Annotated in this window: 14 protein-coding genes and 2 pseudogenes; 8 read left to right on the forward strand and 8 right to left on the reverse strand. The window is 70.9% G+C overall.

Annotated features, from left to right (window positions below):
- Window positions 1-138: 138 nt before the first annotated feature.
- A pseudogene (locus ACFWP7_RS17925) lies at window positions 139-456 on the reverse strand (erythromycin esterase family protein); the annotation flags it as partial.
- A 106-nt stretch (window positions 457-562) separates the two neighbouring features.
- Between ACFWP7_RS17925 and ACFWP7_RS17930 the strand changes: the two are divergent.
- The 3 genes from ACFWP7_RS17930 (at window position 563) to ACFWP7_RS17940 (ending at window position 4,375) form a co-directional block, all read left to right on the forward strand.
- The gene (locus tag ACFWP7_RS17930) at window positions 563-1,861 is read left to right on the forward strand and encodes an aromatic acid exporter family protein (RefSeq protein ID WP_384382486.1); all 1,299 of its coding nucleotides are present in this window, start codon (window positions 563-565) and stop codon (window positions 1,859-1,861) included.
- A gap of 77 nt (window positions 1,862-1,938) precedes the next feature.
- Complete coding sequence (locus tag ACFWP7_RS17935; RefSeq protein ID WP_384382487.1) at window positions 1,939-2,997, forward strand: hypothetical protein; 1,059 nt, start codon at window positions 1,939-1,941, stop codon at window positions 2,995-2,997.
- Window positions 2,998-3,112: 115 nt separating this feature from the next.
- Window positions 3,113-4,375, forward strand: coding sequence for a lactonase family protein (locus tag ACFWP7_RS17940; RefSeq protein WP_384382488.1), 1,263 nt, complete (start codon window positions 3,113-3,115; stop codon window positions 4,373-4,375).
- Here the strand turns inward: ACFWP7_RS17940 and ACFWP7_RS17945 are convergent.
- Together ACFWP7_RS17945 and ACFWP7_RS17950 are read right to left on the reverse strand one after the other, a co-directional pair.
- Window positions 4,343-5,068 (reverse strand): DUF2470 domain-containing protein, encoded by a 726-nt coding sequence (locus ACFWP7_RS17945; protein ID WP_384382489.1) that lies wholly within the window; start codon window positions 5,066-5,068, stop codon window positions 4,343-4,345. The two genes, ACFWP7_RS17940 and ACFWP7_RS17945, sit on opposite strands and share 33 nt — an antisense overlap.
- A 109-nt stretch (window positions 5,069-5,177) precedes the next feature.
- A complete protein-coding gene (locus ACFWP7_RS17950) occupies window positions 5,178-5,786 on the reverse strand; it encodes a TetR/AcrR family transcriptional regulator (protein WP_384382490.1) in 609 nt (202 codons plus the stop codon).
- 107 nt (window positions 5,787-5,893) lie between these two features.
- On the opposite strand from ACFWP7_RS17950, the gene ACFWP7_RS17955 reads away from it, so the two are divergent.
- A complete protein-coding gene (locus ACFWP7_RS17955; RefSeq protein WP_384382491.1) occupies window positions 5,894-7,378 on the forward strand; it encodes a cytochrome P450 in 1,485 nt (494 codons plus the stop codon).
- Here ACFWP7_RS17955 and ACFWP7_RS17960 read toward each other — a convergent pair.
- Window positions 7,340-8,185, reverse strand: coding sequence for a pentapeptide repeat-containing protein (locus ACFWP7_RS17960; RefSeq protein WP_384382492.1), 846 nt, complete (start codon window positions 8,183-8,185; stop codon window positions 7,340-7,342). The two genes, ACFWP7_RS17955 and ACFWP7_RS17960, sit on opposite strands and share 39 nt — an antisense overlap.
- A 356-nt stretch (window positions 8,186-8,541) precedes the next feature.
- Between ACFWP7_RS17960 and ACFWP7_RS17965 the strand changes: the two genes are divergently transcribed.
- The gene (locus ACFWP7_RS17965; RefSeq protein WP_384382493.1) at window positions 8,542-9,420 is read left to right on the forward strand and encodes an SDR family oxidoreductase; all 879 of its coding nucleotides are present in this window, start codon (window positions 8,542-8,544) and stop codon (window positions 9,418-9,420) included.
- A gap of 40 nt (window positions 9,421-9,460) precedes the next feature.
- Here ACFWP7_RS17965 and sigJ read toward each other — a convergent pair whose 3' ends face one another.
- The 4 genes and pseudogenes from sigJ to ACFWP7_RS17985 all read right to left on the reverse strand — a co-directional run.
- Window positions 9,461-10,351, reverse strand: a complete 891-nt coding sequence (gene sigJ / locus ACFWP7_RS17970) for an RNA polymerase sigma factor SigJ (protein WP_384382494.1) — start codon at window positions 10,349-10,351, stop codon at window positions 9,461-9,463.
- Window positions 10,352-10,402: 51 nt separating this feature from the next.
- Entirely contained in the window at window positions 10,403-11,236 is an 834-nt protein-coding gene (locus ACFWP7_RS17975; RefSeq protein WP_384382495.1) for an enoyl-CoA hydratase/isomerase family protein, read from the reverse strand.
- Window positions 11,237-11,300: 64 nt separating this feature from the next.
- Window positions 11,301-12,602 carry an alpha/beta fold hydrolase gene (locus ACFWP7_RS17980; protein WP_384382496.1) on the reverse strand — a complete coding sequence of 434 codons (1,302 nt, stop codon included), beginning with the start codon at window positions 12,600-12,602 and terminating at the stop codon, window positions 11,301-11,303.
- A gap of 134 nt (window positions 12,603-12,736) precedes the next feature.
- Window positions 12,737-12,919: pseudogene (locus tag ACFWP7_RS17985) on the reverse strand (LacI family transcriptional regulator); the annotation flags it as partial.
- Window positions 12,920-13,154: 235 nt separating this feature from the next.
- Between ACFWP7_RS17985 and ACFWP7_RS17990 the strand changes: the two are divergent.
- Genes ACFWP7_RS17990 through ACFWP7_RS18000 form a run of 3 tightly spaced genes read left to right on the forward strand, consistent with a single transcriptional unit; the run spans window position 13,155 to window position 16,059 of the window.
- The gene (locus ACFWP7_RS17990) at window positions 13,155-13,946 is read left to right on the forward strand and encodes a (Fe-S)-binding protein (RefSeq protein WP_384382497.1); all 792 of its coding nucleotides are present in this window, start codon (window positions 13,155-13,157) and stop codon (window positions 13,944-13,946) included.
- Window positions 13,943-15,421, forward strand: a complete 1,479-nt coding sequence (locus ACFWP7_RS17995; RefSeq protein ID WP_384382498.1) for a LutB/LldF family L-lactate oxidation iron-sulfur protein — start codon at window positions 13,943-13,945, stop codon at window positions 15,419-15,421. The genes ACFWP7_RS17990 and ACFWP7_RS17995 overlap by 4 nt, the downstream gene beginning before the upstream one ends.
- Complete coding sequence (locus tag ACFWP7_RS18000) at window positions 15,418-16,059, forward strand: lactate utilization protein C (protein WP_384382499.1); 642 nt, start codon at window positions 15,418-15,420, stop codon at window positions 16,057-16,059. Before ACFWP7_RS17995 ends, ACFWP7_RS18000 begins: the two co-directional genes overlap by 4 nt.
- Window positions 16,060-16,076: the final 17 nt, after the last annotated feature.

A 16,076-nucleotide genomic window follows, 5' to 3' on the forward strand; every position in this document is an offset into this window, starting at 1 on the left:
CATCCGCCACCAGCCCAAACTCAAGAGCCAGAGCAACCTAACGGAGTCCTACTAGTGCGGTATTGAGCGACTCTGTCGGTGATCTTGAGATTCCCCGGCGTGATGGCGTGATCATCGGGCAGGCTCAGCTCGGTTTCGAAGGGCGAAGGTGCGGAACCCCTTCTCCTCCACGAGGTGGCGGAAGACACGGTCCTTGAGGGCGAAGAAGTCGTGCGAGCTGTGGGTGGCCTCGCCGACGCCCACCACGCGCGCGTGGCCGATCATCCGGTCGAGGGCGCGCAGATCAGTGGTGTCGCCGCCCGGCTCCACTGTCCGCAGCGGGTGCGCGTCGCGTTCGAGAGCGTCGACGACCTTGTGGTCGACCGCCTCGGCGGCGGATGCCGGGGGCGCGCCGAGCAAGGGTGCGCCGAGGCAGACGAGGAGGGCCAGAACGGTTCCGGACCGGTGCTTTTTCATGCTCCGAGGCTCCCGTGCCGGACCCGTTCGAACCATCCGACGGGCCCCCGCGGAGAGTCGGGGGGAAACTCGTCGGTGGAGATGCGGTTTTCCCCCCACACGTTCGATGCACCTATGGAACGGGAAAGGCCCAAGGGTGCGACAGGAACGTAGAGGGGACCGTGGTGAGTGGGCGACATCCGTCGCCCAGCTCGTGAAGCGACGACGAGAGCCTGTGGTCGTCCAGGCGCTCAGATCGGCGGCGGCCGCGACGATCGCGTACGTCATCGCCCTGCACCTCAGCCCCGAGCCCGCACCGCTCACCGCTCCCCTGACGGCCCTGCTCGTCGTGCAGGTCACGCTGTACGCCACGATCACCACCGGCATCCGGCGGGTGAACTCCGTGGTCGCCGGCGTGATCATCGCCATCGCTTTCAGCAGCCTGGTCGGGCTGACCTGGTGGAGTCTGGCCCTGCTGATCATCACCTCGCTGGCGGTGGGTCATCTCGTACGGGTCAGCGAGTTCGTTCCCGAGGTGGCGATCAGCGCCATGCTGATCCTGGGCGTCACCAGGGTGGGTGACACGGCCTGGGCCCGAGTGCTGGAAACGCTGATCGGGGCGGTCGTGGGGCTCGCCTGCAACCTCGTACTGGCGCCACCGGTGTGGGTGGGCGTGGCCGGCGAGTCCATCGAGGATCTGGCCCGCCGGATGCGGCAGTTGATGCTGCGGATCGGCGAGGAGGTCGCGGGCCGTACCCCGGCCTCGCTGGCGGCCGAGCGGCTGCACGAGGCACGCCGCCTGGACCACGACATCGTCGAGGTGGACGCGGCGCTGCGGCAGGCCGAGGACAGCCTCAAGCTCAATCCGCGCGTACGTGAGGGCCTGCTGCACCGGGTCGTGCTGCGCACCGGTCTCGACACGCTGGAGATCTGCACCGTGGTCCTGCGGGTGCTCGCGCGCAGCCTCACCGACCTGGCCAAGGAGCGCGAGCCGGAGCCGCTGTTCGAGCCGCAGGCCGGGGCCGCGCTTGAGCAGCTGCTGTCCGAGGTCGCCAACGCCATCGTCAGTTTCGCCGTCCTGGTGACCACCGATGTCTCCCGCAGCGCCGAGTCGGCGGAGAAGCGGCTCGCCGCGGAGATCACCACGGCCGCCGCCACCCGCGACAAGCTCGCCCAGCTGTTCCTCGAGGAGATCCAGCGCGACGCCAGCCAGTGGGAGTTGCAGGGCGCGGTGCTCACCGAGGTCAACCGCATCATCGCCGAGCTCGACACGGAGTACCGGTCCCGACGGCTCCTGGAGGAGCTCGACCGCTGCGCACGCGAGGACCGCGAGCGCTGGCCACGGCTGACGCGGCTGCGCCCCTATCTGCGCGTCCCGCGGGTGCTGCGCAGGAACCGGCGCACCGCTTCCCGTCGTTCTAGGTGAGGAGGCCGCACATCCAGGTGAAGCAGCCGCGAGGACGCTTCACAAGCGTGCCTCACAACGACGAGGGGAGCGGACGGATGACCGACAGCACCGTACGGATCGACGGGAACACGCTGCGCCTGCCGGGCGAGGTGCGGGTGCGGTTCATCCGGACCCTGCGCCTGCCCGAGAAGGGCACCCACGCGCTGCCCCCGGGACTCGGCGAGTTCCCGATACGTCGTGTCGAGGACTACGCGGGCACGGTGCCTGCCGAATGGCGGGCGCGCGGCGGGGTGATGCTGCCGGTGTATCTGCGCGAGGCGATGTGGCTGAGTTTCGGGGGTACGGCGGAGCCGGCCGCTCTGCAGGTCGGCGTGGGCAAGGTGTGCGCGGTCTCGGGCAAGCCGTGGAGTTCCCGGCTCGGCCGGGATCCGCAGAACTATGTGGTGCTGCCCCGTCAGCCGTGGCTCGACGGGATCAACTCCGGCAAGGGCACGGTCCGTCAGTTCGTGGCGGTGCCCCTTGGCCTGGGCGCCACCGTCGAGGGCCAGGTCACCGGCGAGGAGGTGTGGGGCGGCGTACAACTGCAGTCGTTCCCGCTGCGCGAGGAGGAACTGCGCGCCTGGCGCGAGACGGAGCGGCGCAGGACCGCGGCGCGCAGGGAGATGACGGCGTTCGGCGGGGGCTACGGCGCCGCGTTCCCGATGGCCGCACCTCCCGCTCCGGGCGCCGCACCGGGTCCCGCCCGCGCGCCGGGCGGCCCGGCGAGGAGCGCTCCGGCGATGGGGCTCGGGGTCGGCGGCTCGATGCGTCAGGAGGTCTACGCGGACGACCGGCCGCTCGAGGCCTGGGCCGAGGAGCCCGCCGGGCGGGTGTTCGTCCACCTGGTGACGCCTCCGGAGTGGCGCCGCATCACGGGCGAGGCGCCCCCGCCGTCCCCCGTGGACCGCGCGGCCTACACCAGGGCGGGGCTCCCCTGGTTCGACTACTACGACCAGGACGCCACGGACCTCTCCCCCACGGACACGCTCGGCTCCGTGCAGCCGGTCGGCGACTGGCTGGGCGACGACCACGAGCCCTGGCAGCAGCCCTCGCCCGGCCAGGTGAAGCCGCTCGGGGACGCGTCGGGCAAGCCGGTCGAGGACGGTGACTGGTAACCGGCCAAGATCACGTTGCGCGGTCCGCAACGCTCATTGCCCTTCTTGCACTTCTCGGGTGTCGCACGCCAAGGTGGCTGTGACAGGTGAGGCCACCGACACCCGAGGTGCAGGCATGAGCAGTGAGGCAGACCGGCCACGCGACTCGGGCCCTGGCGGCTGGACCAGGCGCCGTTTCGTCGGCGCGCTGGCCGGGGTCGGCTCGGTGACGACGGTCGCGGCGGGCGCCACCCTCGGCTCGGATCCCTCGCCGGCCGATCCCAGGACGGTTCCGCCGACGGCCGGCCCCGCGGCGGGGGCGACCGCACCGACGGCCGGCTCGTCCGCGCCGTCCATCGGTGACTTGGGATCCCGCCCGCTGTTTCTCGGGACGTACACCTCGGTCGAGGGCGGCGGAAAGGGCATCGGCCTGGCCACGTACGACTCCGTGACGGGCCGTATCACCGGCAAGGGCGGCGTCATCACCGGCGTCGGCGATCCCTCGTATCTCGCAGCCCACCCGGACGGCCGCACGCTGTACGCCGTCGACGAGCGGGAGGCGGGCAGGGTGACGGCCGTACGCCTCACCCGGAACGACGTTCTCGGCACACGCGCCACCGGGGGCGCGAGCCCCTGTCATCTGTCCGTGCATCCGAGCGGGCGCTGGCTGCTGAGCGCGGACTACGGGTCGGGGAGTGTGGCCGTGCACCCGATCGGCGGCTCTGGGGCGCTCGGTGAGCGTACCGACCTCGTCACGCACTCAAGCCCCGCGCCCGGTCCGGGTCAACAGGGGCCGCACGCCCACCAGTTCATCACCAGCCCCGACGGCGGTCATGTGCTCGCCGTCGACCTGGGCACCGACACCGTCTACACCTACCGTCTGGACGAGTCGAAGGGCACGCTCACCGAGATCTCCCAGGCACATACGCGCCCGGGTGCAGGACCGCGCCATCTCACCTTCCACCCCGGCGGCCGCTTCGCCTATCTCGCCAACGAGGTCGACAACACGGTCGTGGTCTGCGCCTACGACCCGGCCACCGGGCGGCTCACACCGGGCGACCCGCAGCCCACCGGAACGGGGTCGGGCACGAGTTATCCGGCGCAGATCCTGGTGACCTCGCGCGGGTCGTACGCCTATCTCGCCAACCGGGGCCACAACAGCCTCACGCGGTACGCGATCGAGGCGTACGGTGCCCGCCTGAAGCTGCTGGACACCGTGTCGGTCGGCGGCGACTTCCCGCGCCACATCGCCTTCTCACCGAACGAGAAGCTGCTGTTCGCGGCGAACCAGAGGTCGAGTACCGTCAGCGTCTTCCACGTCGACGACGAGAGCGGTGAACTCCGGCTCGCGGGTGAGCCGTTCGCCTCACCCGTCGCCGTCTGTGCGCTGCCGTTGTAGCGCACGGGGGCAGGACGCGGCGCTGGCCTGGTTGAGCAGGACGTGCATCCGCTCGGTGAGCTGCGCGACCGTGTCGGCGGGCTTGTGGAAGGGCAGGCGTACGTCGCCGTTGCCGCGCATCCGCTCGATCCGCAGCGTGAGTCCGTGGCGGTCGACGGCGAGAGGCTGGACGCGCACCGCGCCGTGCAGACTGTCCGGTTCGACGAGCCGGGTCAACCGGTCGACCGCGTCCGGATGGGCCTCGGCAAGATGGGTGAGCAGCGCGGACTCCGCCGTGGCGAGGGGGTCCGGGTCGGCGTCGGCCAGCTCGTCGAGGTCGACCACGACCGTCCCGGAGGGCTGACGCAGCACCGCCCGCGTCGCACGGAACGCGAGATGCCCGTCCTCGGGAGCGAACCAGCCGGCGAGCCACAGGCGGGCGCGGATCCGGTTCCGTACGGGAACGGGTGCGACGTCGGCGAACTCCAGCACCGCGGACGGCTCGCCGCGGGGTGCGCAGATCGCGGCCGTGAGCAGCACGCTGTCGTCCGGCACATGCAGGAGGATCCTGCCGTCCGCGGCCACGGAGTGCGCGCCGACGAACTCCTCCCGGCCGCCCTCCGCGGTCACCGCGCATGACCATGCCGCGGCGAGCACCGAGCGCGCCCGCTCCGCCGCGGCAGGCGCGGCCGTCCAGGTGTGACGGTCACCCATCAGACTCCTCCTTAGGTAAGGCTTGCCTAAGCTATCGAAGATCCGGGTGTACGCCAACCACGCGCCATCCTTTGAGAACGCTTTTGACGAGCGGAGACCGAAGCCGACCTCAGGGAGCGATCGCACCCAGCAGCGCCCGTGCGCACAGATCGCGCACCTGATCCCGGCTCAACTCCGAGCCCCGCAGCCACTCCAGGCACACGGCCGTGGTGAAGGCCAGCCACCCGCGAACGGCGATCCGCAGCTCAGGCTCCCCCTCGGGCGTCCGGCCGATCTCCGGGTCCGCGGCGAGCGCCGCCAGGATCTGCCGCTCCTGCGCGGCCAGCGCCTGCCGATACACCTGCCGGACGGCCTGGTCGCCGGCCGCGTCAGCGCGGTGGAAGGCGCGGAAACCGTGCGCGTGCTGCTCGACATAGCCGAGGAAGGTGTCGAGGCCCGCGGCGAGTTGTTCGCGCACCGGAATGCCGGGAACCGCCGCAGTCATCCGCAGCATCCGCCTGCTCTCGCGCTCGACGACGGCCGCGAAGAAGTCCCGCTTGGTCGGGAAGTAGTGGTAGAGCAGCCCGCGGGAGACTCCGGCGATCTCGGCGAGCTGCTCGATCCACACCTCGTCGTACGGGCTCTCCGAGAACAGGCATGCCCCGACCGACAGAAGCTGCTCCCGGCGTTCTTCGGTGCTGAGGCGGCGGCGTACCCGCTCCCCCTGGTTCCCGGACATGCCCGCACTTTACTTGACGTTGGTTCAACAACGGGATCAGACTGAAATCCGCTATTGAACTGGCATACAACAGACTCAATCTGCCGTAATGACAAGGGAGATGGCTCATGGCGGAGACGACGGCGGCCACGCTGCCCAAGGGGTTCCGCAGTGCCGAGCTGGGCTGGCCGGAGCTGCACCGCATCCCGCATCCGCCGCGCCGGGTTCCGCTGATCGGCGACGCGATCGGCGCCAACGTCCGTACGCCCATTCAGGATTCGCTGCGACTCGGGCGGCGGCTCGGGCCGATCTTCCGGCGCAGGGGCTTCGGCAAGGAGATCGTGTTCGTCTGGGGCGCGGACCTCGCGGCGGAGCTGGCCGACGAGTCGCGGTTCAGCAAGCATGTGGGCCTCGGCGTCGCCAACCTCCGGCCGGTCGCCGGGGACGGCCTGTTCACGGCGTACAACCACGAGCCGAACTGGCAGCTCGCGCACGACGTCCTGGCTCCGGGATTCAGCCGCGAGGCCATGGAGGGCTACCACCCGATGATGCTCGCGGTGACCGAGCGGCTGATGGACCGCTGGGACCGGGAGCGGGCCTCGGGGAACGCGGTCGACGTGCCCGGTGACATGACGAAGCTGACACTGGAGACGATCGCGCGGACCGGATTCGGCCACGACTTCGGCTCCTTCGAACGCTCGCGGCCACATCCCTTCGTGAAGGCGATGGTGGGCACACTGACGTACGCCCAGCGCCTCAACTCCGTCCCCGCTCCCCTGGCCCCGCTGCTGCTCCGCGGCCCCTCACGTCGCAACGCGGCCGACATCGCGTATCTCAACCGCACGGTCGACGCCGTGGTGACGGGCCGTCAGTCCTCAAGCGGAGAAGGGGACCTGCTCGACCGCATGCTGGAGACCGCCCACCCCGTGACCGGGGAACGCCTGACGCCGGAGAACATCCGCCGCCAGGTCATCACCTTCCTCGTCGCGGGCCACGAGACCACCTCGGGCGCCCTCTCCTTCGCCCTGCACTACCTCTCCCGGCACCCGGACGTCGCCGCCCGCGCCCGCGCCGAGGTCGACCGCGTGTGGGGCGACACGGCCCGGCCCGGCTACGACCAGGTCGCCAGGCTCCGGTACGTACGCCGCGTTCTCGACGAGTCGCTACGGCTCTGGCCCACGGCGCCCGCCTTCGCGCGCGAGGCCCGCCGTGGCACGGTCCTCGGCGGCGTCCACCCGATGCGGCAGGGAGCGTGGGCGCTGGTCCTGACGGCGATGCTGCACCGGGATCCGGACGTCTGGGGCGTGGACGCCGAGGAGTTCGACCCGGAGCGTTTCGACGCCAAGGCGGTACGGGCCCGGCGCGCGCACACCTTCAAGCCGTTCGGGACCGGGGCGCGGGCCTGCATCGGGCGGCAGTTCGCGCTGCACGAGGCGACGCTGGTGCTGGGGCTGCTGCTGCGCCGCTACGAGCTGCGGCCGGACCCCGGCTACCGGCTCCGTGTGGCCGAACGGCTGACGCTGATGCCGGAAGGTCTGCGACTGCACCTCGAAGGCCGCACTCCCGCACCTGACTCAGTGCTCGGCGCTCCAGTGGCCCGGGCGGGTGAGTGACCCCGGCAGCTTCGTCCCTGCGCTGCCCCGGGCCGCGTTCAGCTGCGGCTGGGTCAGGAAGAAGGCGCCGGTCAGATCGGCGTCCGTGAGGTCGGTGTCCCGCAGGTCCGCGCCGATCAGGTCAGCGCCTCGCAGGTCTGCGCCCGTCAGGTCGGCGGCGATGAGGTAGGCGCCGCGCAGGTCGGCACCCCGCAGGTCGGCACCCTTGAGCCGGGCGCCCACCAGGTCGGCGCCCCGGCGGTCCTTCTTCTTCCCCCGGCCGACTCCGGCGCGCATGAGTTCGCTGGTCCGCAGCAGCAGTACGTTGACCTGCTGCCGGTGCGCGCCCACATCCAGCTCCCCCAGTTCCTCCGGGGTCCGGCGCGTGAGGCGCTCGGTGTCGTCGAGCGCGTGGTGGAGGTCGGCGTGGAGGGGTTGGGCGGCGGTAAGCGTCAGGGCCTCCTCGAGATACCGGAGCAGTTCGTGGAGTTGGCGCACGACCGGGAAGACGTCGAACATCTGCCGCGCTCGTTCGCCGGTCCCCGCGCGCCAGTCCCGGCCGCCGAAGGTGATCTGCGAGACCTTCTGGCCGGCGCCGAAGCAGTCGTACACCGTGCAGCCCGTGAAGCCCTTCTGCCGCAACTCCGTGTGGATGCCGCACCGGGAGTCGGTCCCCAGGTTCGGGCATGGCTTCCCCGCGTCCTTGTCGATCGCGAAGTCGGCCGACCGGGTGAAGGGCAGGGCGACGCAGCACAGCCCGAAGCACTCGCCGCAGTCCGCCTCCAGGTCGAGGCGCCGGTCACGCGCAGTTGCGCTGTCCTCTTGCATGGCGTCCAGCCTACTGAACTGGGGCTATGCGTTTTCCGCCCCTCCGCCCCTACCCGTCCCTTGCTTCCTGGGTGCTGCCGCCCCCAGACCCCCGCTGTCGCGCTGAACGCGCTCGTCCTCAAACGCCTGAGGGCTGAATCATTTCCCGGCCGGGGCTGAGATCTTTCAGCCCCTCCGGCGTTTGAGGAGCGGGGGTCCAGGGGGCGGAGCCCCTGGCGGGGTCTGGGGCGAAGCCCCAGGGACAAGGGACGAGTAGGGGCGGAGGCGGCGAAAACTTCTCCACCTGCACCACCACGTCCCGCCCCTCCCCGCCCCGCGTCTGGAGATTTGAAGACGCACCGGGTATCGAGGCAGCCATGGACAAGACACCAGCCCCACGCGGGCTGCCCGCCCCTCCCCCGCAGGGCGCGACCGCACTGCCGCCCGGAACGTTCGACGGCTCGCTGGTCCTGGTCACCGGCGGCGGCACCGGACTCGGCAAGGCGATCGCGACGGAGTTCGCCCGGCTCGGCGCGGACCTGGTGATCGCCAGCCGCGATCAAGAGCATCTGCGGTCCGCGCAGAAGGAGTTGGCGGCCTCGGGCACGCGAGTGACCACGGCCGTTTGTGACATACGGGACCCGGAGCGCATCACCGCGGTCTTCGACGCCTGCGGCCTCCCGGACGTGCTGGTGAACAACGCCGCCGCCAACTTCCCCGTACCCGCCGAGGAGATGTCCCCGAACGCCTGGCGTACGGTCGTCGACATCACGCTCACCGGCACGTTTCTGATGACCCGTGAGTTCGGCAGGCGTCATCTGGCCGCGGGCACACCCGGCTCGATCATCAACGTCGGCGCGTCGTACGCCTGGACGGGCGGCCCCGGCTTCGCACACAGCGCGGCGGCCAAGGCGGGCGTACGCAACCTGGTGGAGACGCTGGCCGTGGAGTGGGGGCCGTACGGCATCCAGATCAACGGGCTGGTGCCCGGGCTGATGCCGCACGAGGACATGACCGCCGACATCCGCGGCAACCTGGACCGGGCCGACGGACACGACCTGCGTCAGCCCGCTCTGCGTGTGGGTTCCCCACGCGAACTCGGCTGGGCCGCCACCTTCCTGGCCTCTCCCTACGCCCGTTTCATCACCGGTCACACCCTGGTGGTGGACGGCGCGAACTGGCAACGCAGGGGAATCGTCAGCCCGCCGGTGGTGCCGGTGAGGGAACAACTGGGGCGGGGCCCGTTCACCGGTTGACCGTCCCGACGGCGTACTGAACGCGTGCCGAAGCCGTCGCTCAGTCCCGGATCCCGGCGAGGTCGAGCCGCGCGAGCCGCTCGGGGTCCGCCAGGATGTGCAGTGCCACGATCCTCCCCTCGACGACGGTGACTCCCATGACGGACATCGGCCGGCCGTCGAGGGTCGCGACCACGCCCACCGTGCCGTTGACGAGCACGAGCCGGGAGGACATCGAGAACTGCCGGAAGAAGAGCGCCTGTTGGGCCACATCCGCCGCGCCACGCACCAGCTTGGACGCGGCCGCGCCGCCGACCGGGGCGCCGGCGTCGGCACGGAGCACGATGTCCGGGTGGAGAACGGCGACGAGCGCTTCGAAGTCCCCGTCGCGCGAGGCCGCGAGGAAGGCCTCGACCGCCTTGCGCTGACGGCCGATGTCGGGGTCGGGAGCCGGAGCGGCCTGCACTCGTCGGCGCGCACGGCTGGCGAGTTGGCGGGCCGCCGCCGGGGTGCGGCCCACCACGGTAGCGATGTCGTCGAAAGGCACCGCGAACATGTCGTGCAGCACGAACGCGAGTCGCTCGGCGGGCTCCAGCGTCTCCAGGACCACGAGGAGGGCGAGGCCCACCGAGTCGGACAGCAGCACTTCCTGTTCGGGGTCGATCCGGTCCAGGGGGCTGATGACCGGGTCGGGTACATGGAAGGCGTCCATGGGCTCCTCACGGCGCGAAGCACGTGAGCGCAGCATGTCCAGGCATACCCGGCCGACGACCGTCGTCAGCCAGGCCGCGAGGTTTCTGACCTCGTCGGCATCGGTGCGGCTGAGCTTCAGCCAGGCCTCCTGGACGGCATCGTCCGCTTCGCTCAGCGAGCCGAGCATCCGGTAGGCCACGGCTCTCAAGTGGCCACGGTTCTCCTCGAATCGGTCCGCGAGCAGTTCCTTGTCGTTCATTCAGCCCCCCATACCTCCGACATGCCGATCAGAATCGATCAGAACGTGCGGTCACCTACCTTCGAAACACGGTACGCGGCGAGCACCCTTGGCCGCGTAGCCCTCGCGCGAGTCCTCGGAGGTCAGAGTGAGCGCCGCCGACATGGCCGTGCGGTCGAGGGCGGCCGCGAGACCGGCGTCCGCGTAGGCGTCGATGTCACGCTTGATCCCCTGCACGGCGAGGGGGCCGTTCTCCGCGATCTCGGTGGCGACGCCACGGGCCGACGCATCCAACTCATCCCGCCCGGCGACAAGTTGGACCAGATGCAGCCGTTCCGCCGTGACCGCGTCCAGCCGCCGTCCGGTCAGCGCGAGGAACTTCGCCCAGCCGGCGCCCGCCTCGCGCGCGATCCGCAGATCACCGCCCGCATCCACCGCGACCCCGAGCTGCGCCTCCGGAAGCGCGAACACCGCGTCGGCTGCGGCGATCCTGATGTCCGCCATCAGCGCGAGCTCGAATCCGAAGCCCAGGCAGTAGCCCTGCACCGCCGCGACGACCGGCTGCGGCAGCCGGGCGAAGGCGGCGAACCGCTCGTGCGCCCAGCGCAGGCCCTCGTAGTAGTTGCGGGCACGCTCGGCGCCGGAGCGGCCGGTGATCGCCCCGCCCGGCGCAGCGACATCGATCCCCGCACAGAAGGCCCGGCCCTCGGCCCGCAGCAGGACCACCCGGATCGACTCGTCGAACCGCATCCGGTCGGCGAACAGGCCGAGTTGGCGCGTGGACTCCCAGCTCCAGGCGTTGAGTTTCGCCGGGCGGCAGAGGGTGAGGACGCCGATGCCGTCCTCGACGTCGAGGCGCAGCCGCTCCTCGCCCTCCGGGATGTCGGTACGGGTGGTATCGATCATCCGTGCCCCCTCTGGATCCTGACGACTCGTCAGATCCTAGAGGGAGTCTCCACGCCTCGGAACCTCAGACCTCGTCGCGGGTGAGTGCCAGCAGCCGGTCCAGGACCCGTGGTCCGCCCGCCCGTACGCCGTCATGCTCGAACTCGTCGGTCACCCACGTGCGCAGCCCTCGGATGGCGCGTGCCGTGCTCAGAGCGTGCCCGGAGTCGACGTACATGTCGTCGTGGTAGACCGCGGCGGCGACCGGCACCTCGTTGGCGGCGAGCCGGGCGGTGTCGTAGAGCGGCTGCCAGTCGGTGCGGGCGGCCAGCTCCTCGGCGGTTTCGCGCAGCGGGCGCAGCGCCGGGTCGGTGTCGAACGTCCAGGGGTGCACGGACTCGCCGGTGAACAGCAGCGGACGGTCGTCCGCGAGGGCCTTGGCCGCGTCGAACTGCGGGAACTCACCGCGCACCCGCTCGGCGGACCAGGCGGTGGGGCGGTCGTCCTGGGCGTAGCAGGCCTCGTGGACGAGGGCGTACAGCGGGTGGCCCGCGTACGACAGCAGCCCCTGCACCTCCTCCTGGAAGGCGTCGGAGAGGGCCGGGCCCTGTGGGGTGCGGACGAAGGCCTGCTCCAGGAGGTAGTGGAGGCGGTGGCTGCCCTCGCTGCCGCCGAGGAGGATGCCGAGCGACTGGAAGGCCTCGGCGGTCAGGCGGAAGCCGCCGGGCAGGTCCGGCTCGTGTTGGAGGAGGTACTCCGCGATCCGGCGGGCCCGCTCTACGTCCTGCGGGTAACGCGCGTAGTGCGCGACGACTTTGCGCTCGATGCGCGGATACGCGGCCCGGTAGACGTCGTCCGCGTGGCCGTCCAGGGTCGGCAGTCCGCCGGTGATCAGGGCGGCGCTCAGGCCCTCGGGCGCGGTGGACAGGTAGTGCACCGCACAGAAGCCGCCGAAGCTCTGGCCCAGTACGGTCCAGGGGGCACCGCCGGTGAGCCGTTGGCGGATGGCCTCGCAGTCGCGGACGATGGAGTCGGCGCGGAAGTGCGCGAGGTAGACGGCCTGTTCGCGGGGGCCGCCGCGCAGGGGCAGGGTCTGCCGGTTGGCGGGGGTGGAGTTGCCCGTGCCGCGCTGGTCGAGGAGTAGTACCCGGAAGTCCCGCAGGGCTCGGCCGAGCCAGGCCTGCTTGCCGACAAAGCGATTCGCCCCGAAACCGGGTCCACCCTGGAGAAAGACCAGCCACGGCAGGTTCTGGTGCGCCTTCTCGCTCGCGACGACCTCGCGGGCGAACACCTCGATGCTCTCGCCGGCCGGCTCGGCGTGGTCGAGAGGCACGGTGAAGTGTCGGTCGGTGAGGACGACACCGGGCTGGCGGTAGCTGACGGTCAACAGAGCTCCCGAGACGTACGGATTCCAGGCTGCGTCCCAGTTGAGCACATGATCCGTGAGCTGCCGAGCCCAGGGATCAAGAAATCCTACTGAACAGCGGCTCAGCGTGGCGGTTGCCACAACTGAACGGTCACTCAGCGCACCGGCAGGCTGAAACGGCATACCACCAGGTCCGGCTGGAGCACCACCCGCCGGTGTTCGTTCGGCGTGGGCACGGTATCCGCCCCGGTCTCCTCAAGGAGAGGCTCGGCGGCGCGGGCTCCCATGGTCGCGGCGGGCCGGCGTACGGAGGTGAGCGGGACGGCCGCGGCGGCGGCGCTGGGCAACGTCCTCGTGCGGGCCCGCGCGCACGGACTCCGTCGGCAACCGTGCGTCGATACGGCGACTTCCGGCTCGTACATCTGCCGTTGCGGCGCTGCGAGCCGGGGACGACGCGGATGCCTGGCGTGCTGCGGAGGGGCGGCCGCCGACCGGCCCGCGAGAGGGGGCTCCCGTGTCGCGCGCCCGCCGCGTACGCTGCACTCATCCGATGATCGAACCCGAGGAGCCGCGATGCGTGTCGCCCTGTTCCTGACCTGTGTCAACGACACGCTCTATCCGGACACGGGCCGCTCCGTGGTGAAACTGCTGACCAGGCTGGGCGTCGAGGTCGACTTCCCGATGGCGCAGACGTGCTGCGGGCAGGCGCACTACAACACGGGATACCGGCACGAGGCCGAGCCGCTCGCCCGGCATTTCTCCGATGTTTTCGGGGAGTACGAGGCGATCGTGACGCCGTCCGGGTCGTGCGGCGCGATGGTGCGGGAGCTGTACCCGCGGATGGGCGAGCGGGCGCGCGCCGAGGGCCGCGGGGACACTCTCGCGGCCACGCTCGCGCCGGTCGTGCCGAAGACGTACGAGCTCACCGAGTTCCTCGTCGACGTGCTCGGCGTGACCGACGTCGGCGCGTACTACCCGCACACGGTGACGTACCACCCGACCTGTCACGGTCTGCGCAGCCTCGGTCTCGGCGACCGCCCGCAACGACTGCTCCAGGCAGTCAAGGGACTTGAACTCCGCGAGCTGCCCGGCGCCGACGAGTGCTGCGGCTTCGGCGGCACCTTCGCCCTCAAGAACGCCGATGTCTCGGCGGCGATGGGCGCCGACAAGGTGCGCAACGCCGAGTCGACCGGTGCCGATGTGCTGTGCGCCGCCGACAACTCCTGTCTGATGCACATCGGCGGCACGATGTCCCGCCTGCACACGGGCATGCGGCCCGTGCACATCGCGGAGATCCTGGCGAGCACGGAAGAAGAGCCGAGCACGGTCGTGGGGACCTTCACGGAAGCGGAGTCGAACGCATGAGCGGGACGTTCGTCGGTATGCCGGCCTTCCCCAAGGCCGCGCACGAAGCCGTGCACAACACGACTTTGCGCGGCAATCTGCGCCACGCCACCCACACGATCCGCACCAAGCGCGCCAAGGCCGTCGCGGAGCTGGCGGACTGGGCGGAGCTGCGCGAGGCGGGCAAACAGATCAAGGACCACAGCCTCCGCCATCTCGACCGGTACCTCGTCCAGTTGGAGGAGTCGGTCACGGCCGCAGGCGGCATCGTGCACTGGGCCGCCGACGCCGACGAGGCCAACCGGATCGTCACGGAGCTGGTGAAGGCGACCGGCGAGAGCGAGGTCGTCAAGGTCAAGTCGATGGCCACGCAGGAGATCGCGCTCAACGAGGCGCTCGAAGCCGAGGGCATCCATGCCTACGAGACCGATCTCGCCGAACTCATCGTGCAGTTGGGCAAGGACCGCCCCTCGCACATCCTGGTCCCCGCCATCCACCGCAACCGCGGCGAGATCCGCGACATCTTCGTCCGCGAGATGAGTGAGTGGGGCCGCCCGGCCCCCGAGGGCCTGACCGACACACCCGCCGAACTCGCCGAGGCCGCCCGCGTCCATCTGCGCGAGAAGTTCCTACGCGCCAAGGTCGGCGTCTCCGGCGCCAACTTCATGATCGCCGAGACCGGCACACTGGTGGTCGTGGAGTCGGAGGGCAACGGCCGGATGTGCCTCACCCTCCCCGAGACGCTGATCTCGGTCGTCGGCATCGAGAAGATCCTCCCCACCTGGCAGGACCTGGAGGTCTTCCTCCAGACCCTCCCGCGCTCCTCGACCGCCGAACGCATGAACCCGTACACGAGCACCTGGACGGGCACCACGGACGAGGACGGCCCCCAGACCTTCCACCTGGTCCTCCTCGACAACGGCCGCACCGACACGCTCGCCGACGAAGTCGGCCGCCAGGCCCTGCGCTGCATCCGCTGCTCGGCGTGCCTCAACGTCTGCCCGGTGTACGAGCGGGCCGGCGGCCACGCGTACGGCTCGGTCTACCCCGGCCCGATCGGCGCCATCCTCAGCCCCCAACTCCGGGGCACCGCAAGCGAGATCGACGCCTCACTCCCGTACGCCTCCTCGCTGTGCGGCGCCTGTTACGAGGTGTGCCCGGTCGCCATCGACATCCCGGAAGTGCTCGTCCATCTGCGCGAGCGGATCGTCGAGGGCGGGCCGGCCACCAGCCAGGGCAACAAGGTCGTCCTCAAGCCCGCCAAGGGCCATGCCGCCGAGCGCGCGGCGATGCGCGCGTCCCGCTGGGCGTTCAGCCACCCCGGCGCCCTGCGCACCGGCCAGCGGCTCGCCTCCCGCACCCGCCGCTTCCATCCGCGGACGCTGCCGGGACCCGGCAAGGCGTGGAGCGAGACCCGTGATCTGCCAACGGTGCCCGCGGAGCCGTTCCGGGACTGGTGGCAGCGTACGAACGGTGGAAAGGACACGGCGAAGTGAGCAGCAGGGACCTGATCCTGGGCCGGGTGCGGCGCGCGATCGCGGACGTACCACAGGACGACACGCCGTACGAGCAGGCCATTGACCGGAGCTATCTGCGTGAGCACGGCGCCCGGAGTGTCGCGGAGACGGTGGATCTGCTCGCGGAGAACCTGGCGGACTATCGGGCCGTCGTGCACCGGACGGATGACGCCGGCCTGCCGTCGCTGCTCACCCGGCTGCTCACCGAGCGGGGCTCACGGACCGTTCTGGTGCCGCCGGGGCTGCCGTCCCACTGGCTGGAGGGCGTCGAGCAGGTCCCCGATCGGGCGCAGAGCACGCCGCGGGAGCTGGACGGGGTCGACAGCGTGGTCACGGCGTGTGCGGTGGCGATCGCCGAGACCGGCACCATCGTGCTCGACGGCTCCCCCGACCAGGGCCGCCGCCGCATCACGCTCGTTCCCGACCACCACATCTGTGTCGTACGGGCCCCCGGTCAGGTGGTGTCCTCCGTGCCCGAGGGCCTGGAACGCCTCGACCCGACCCGCCCGCTGACCTGGATCTCCGGCCCGTCCGCGACCAGCGACATCGAACTCGACCGGGTGGAGGGGGTGCACGGTCCGCGCACCCTTGAGGTGGTGCTGCTGAGCGGAGAGTGACCGGCGCGGTTAGCGTG

This window comes from Streptomyces sp. NPDC058470, from assembly GCF_042721055.1.
Lineage (GTDB): Bacteria > Actinomycetota > Actinomycetes > Streptomycetales > Streptomycetaceae > Streptomyces.

What these genes read in the sequence shown, in the direction of transcription:
- ACFWP7_RS17950 (WP_384382490.1), bottom strand. Translation starts at nt 5,786, where the DNA reads ATGTCCGGGAACCAGGGGGAGCGGGTACGCCGCCGCCTCAGCACCGAA.
- ACFWP7_RS17935 (WP_384382487.1), top strand. Translation starts at nt 1,939, where the DNA reads ATGACCGACAGCACCGTACGGATCGACGGGAACACGCTGCGCCTGCCG.
- ACFWP7_RS17930 (WP_384382486.1), top strand. Translation starts at nt 563, where the DNA reads ATGCACCTATGGAACGGGAAAGGCCCAAGGGTGCGACAGGAACGTAGA.
- sigJ (WP_384382494.1), bottom strand. Translation starts at nt 10,351, where the DNA reads ATGAACGACAAGGAACTGCTCGCGGACCGATTCGAGGAGAACCGTGGC.
- ACFWP7_RS17960 (WP_384382492.1), bottom strand. Translation starts at nt 8,185, where the DNA reads ATGCAAGAGGACAGCGCAACTGCGCGTGACCGGCGCCTCGACCTGGAG.
- ACFWP7_RS17965 (WP_384382493.1), top strand. Translation starts at nt 8,542, where the DNA reads ATGGACAAGACACCAGCCCCACGCGGGCTGCCCGCCCCTCCCCCGCAG.
- ACFWP7_RS17945 (WP_384382489.1), bottom strand. Translation starts at nt 5,068, where the DNA reads ATGGGTGACCGTCACACCTGGACGGCCGCGCCTGCCGCGGCGGAGCGG.
- ACFWP7_RS17975 (WP_384382495.1), bottom strand. Translation starts at nt 11,236, where the DNA reads ATGATCGATACCACCCGTACCGACATCCCGGAGGGCGAGGAGCGGCTG.
- ACFWP7_RS17955 (WP_384382491.1), top strand. Translation starts at nt 5,894, where the DNA reads ATGGCGGAGACGACGGCGGCCACGCTGCCCAAGGGGTTCCGCAGTGCC.
- ACFWP7_RS17995 (WP_384382498.1), top strand. Translation starts at nt 13,943, where the DNA reads ATGAGCGGGACGTTCGTCGGTATGCCGGCCTTCCCCAAGGCCGCGCAC.
- ACFWP7_RS17940 (WP_384382488.1), top strand. Translation starts at nt 3,113, where the DNA reads ATGAGCAGTGAGGCAGACCGGCCACGCGACTCGGGCCCTGGCGGCTGG.
- ACFWP7_RS17990 (WP_384382497.1), top strand. Translation starts at nt 13,155, where the DNA reads ATGCGTGTCGCCCTGTTCCTGACCTGTGTCAACGACACGCTCTATCCG.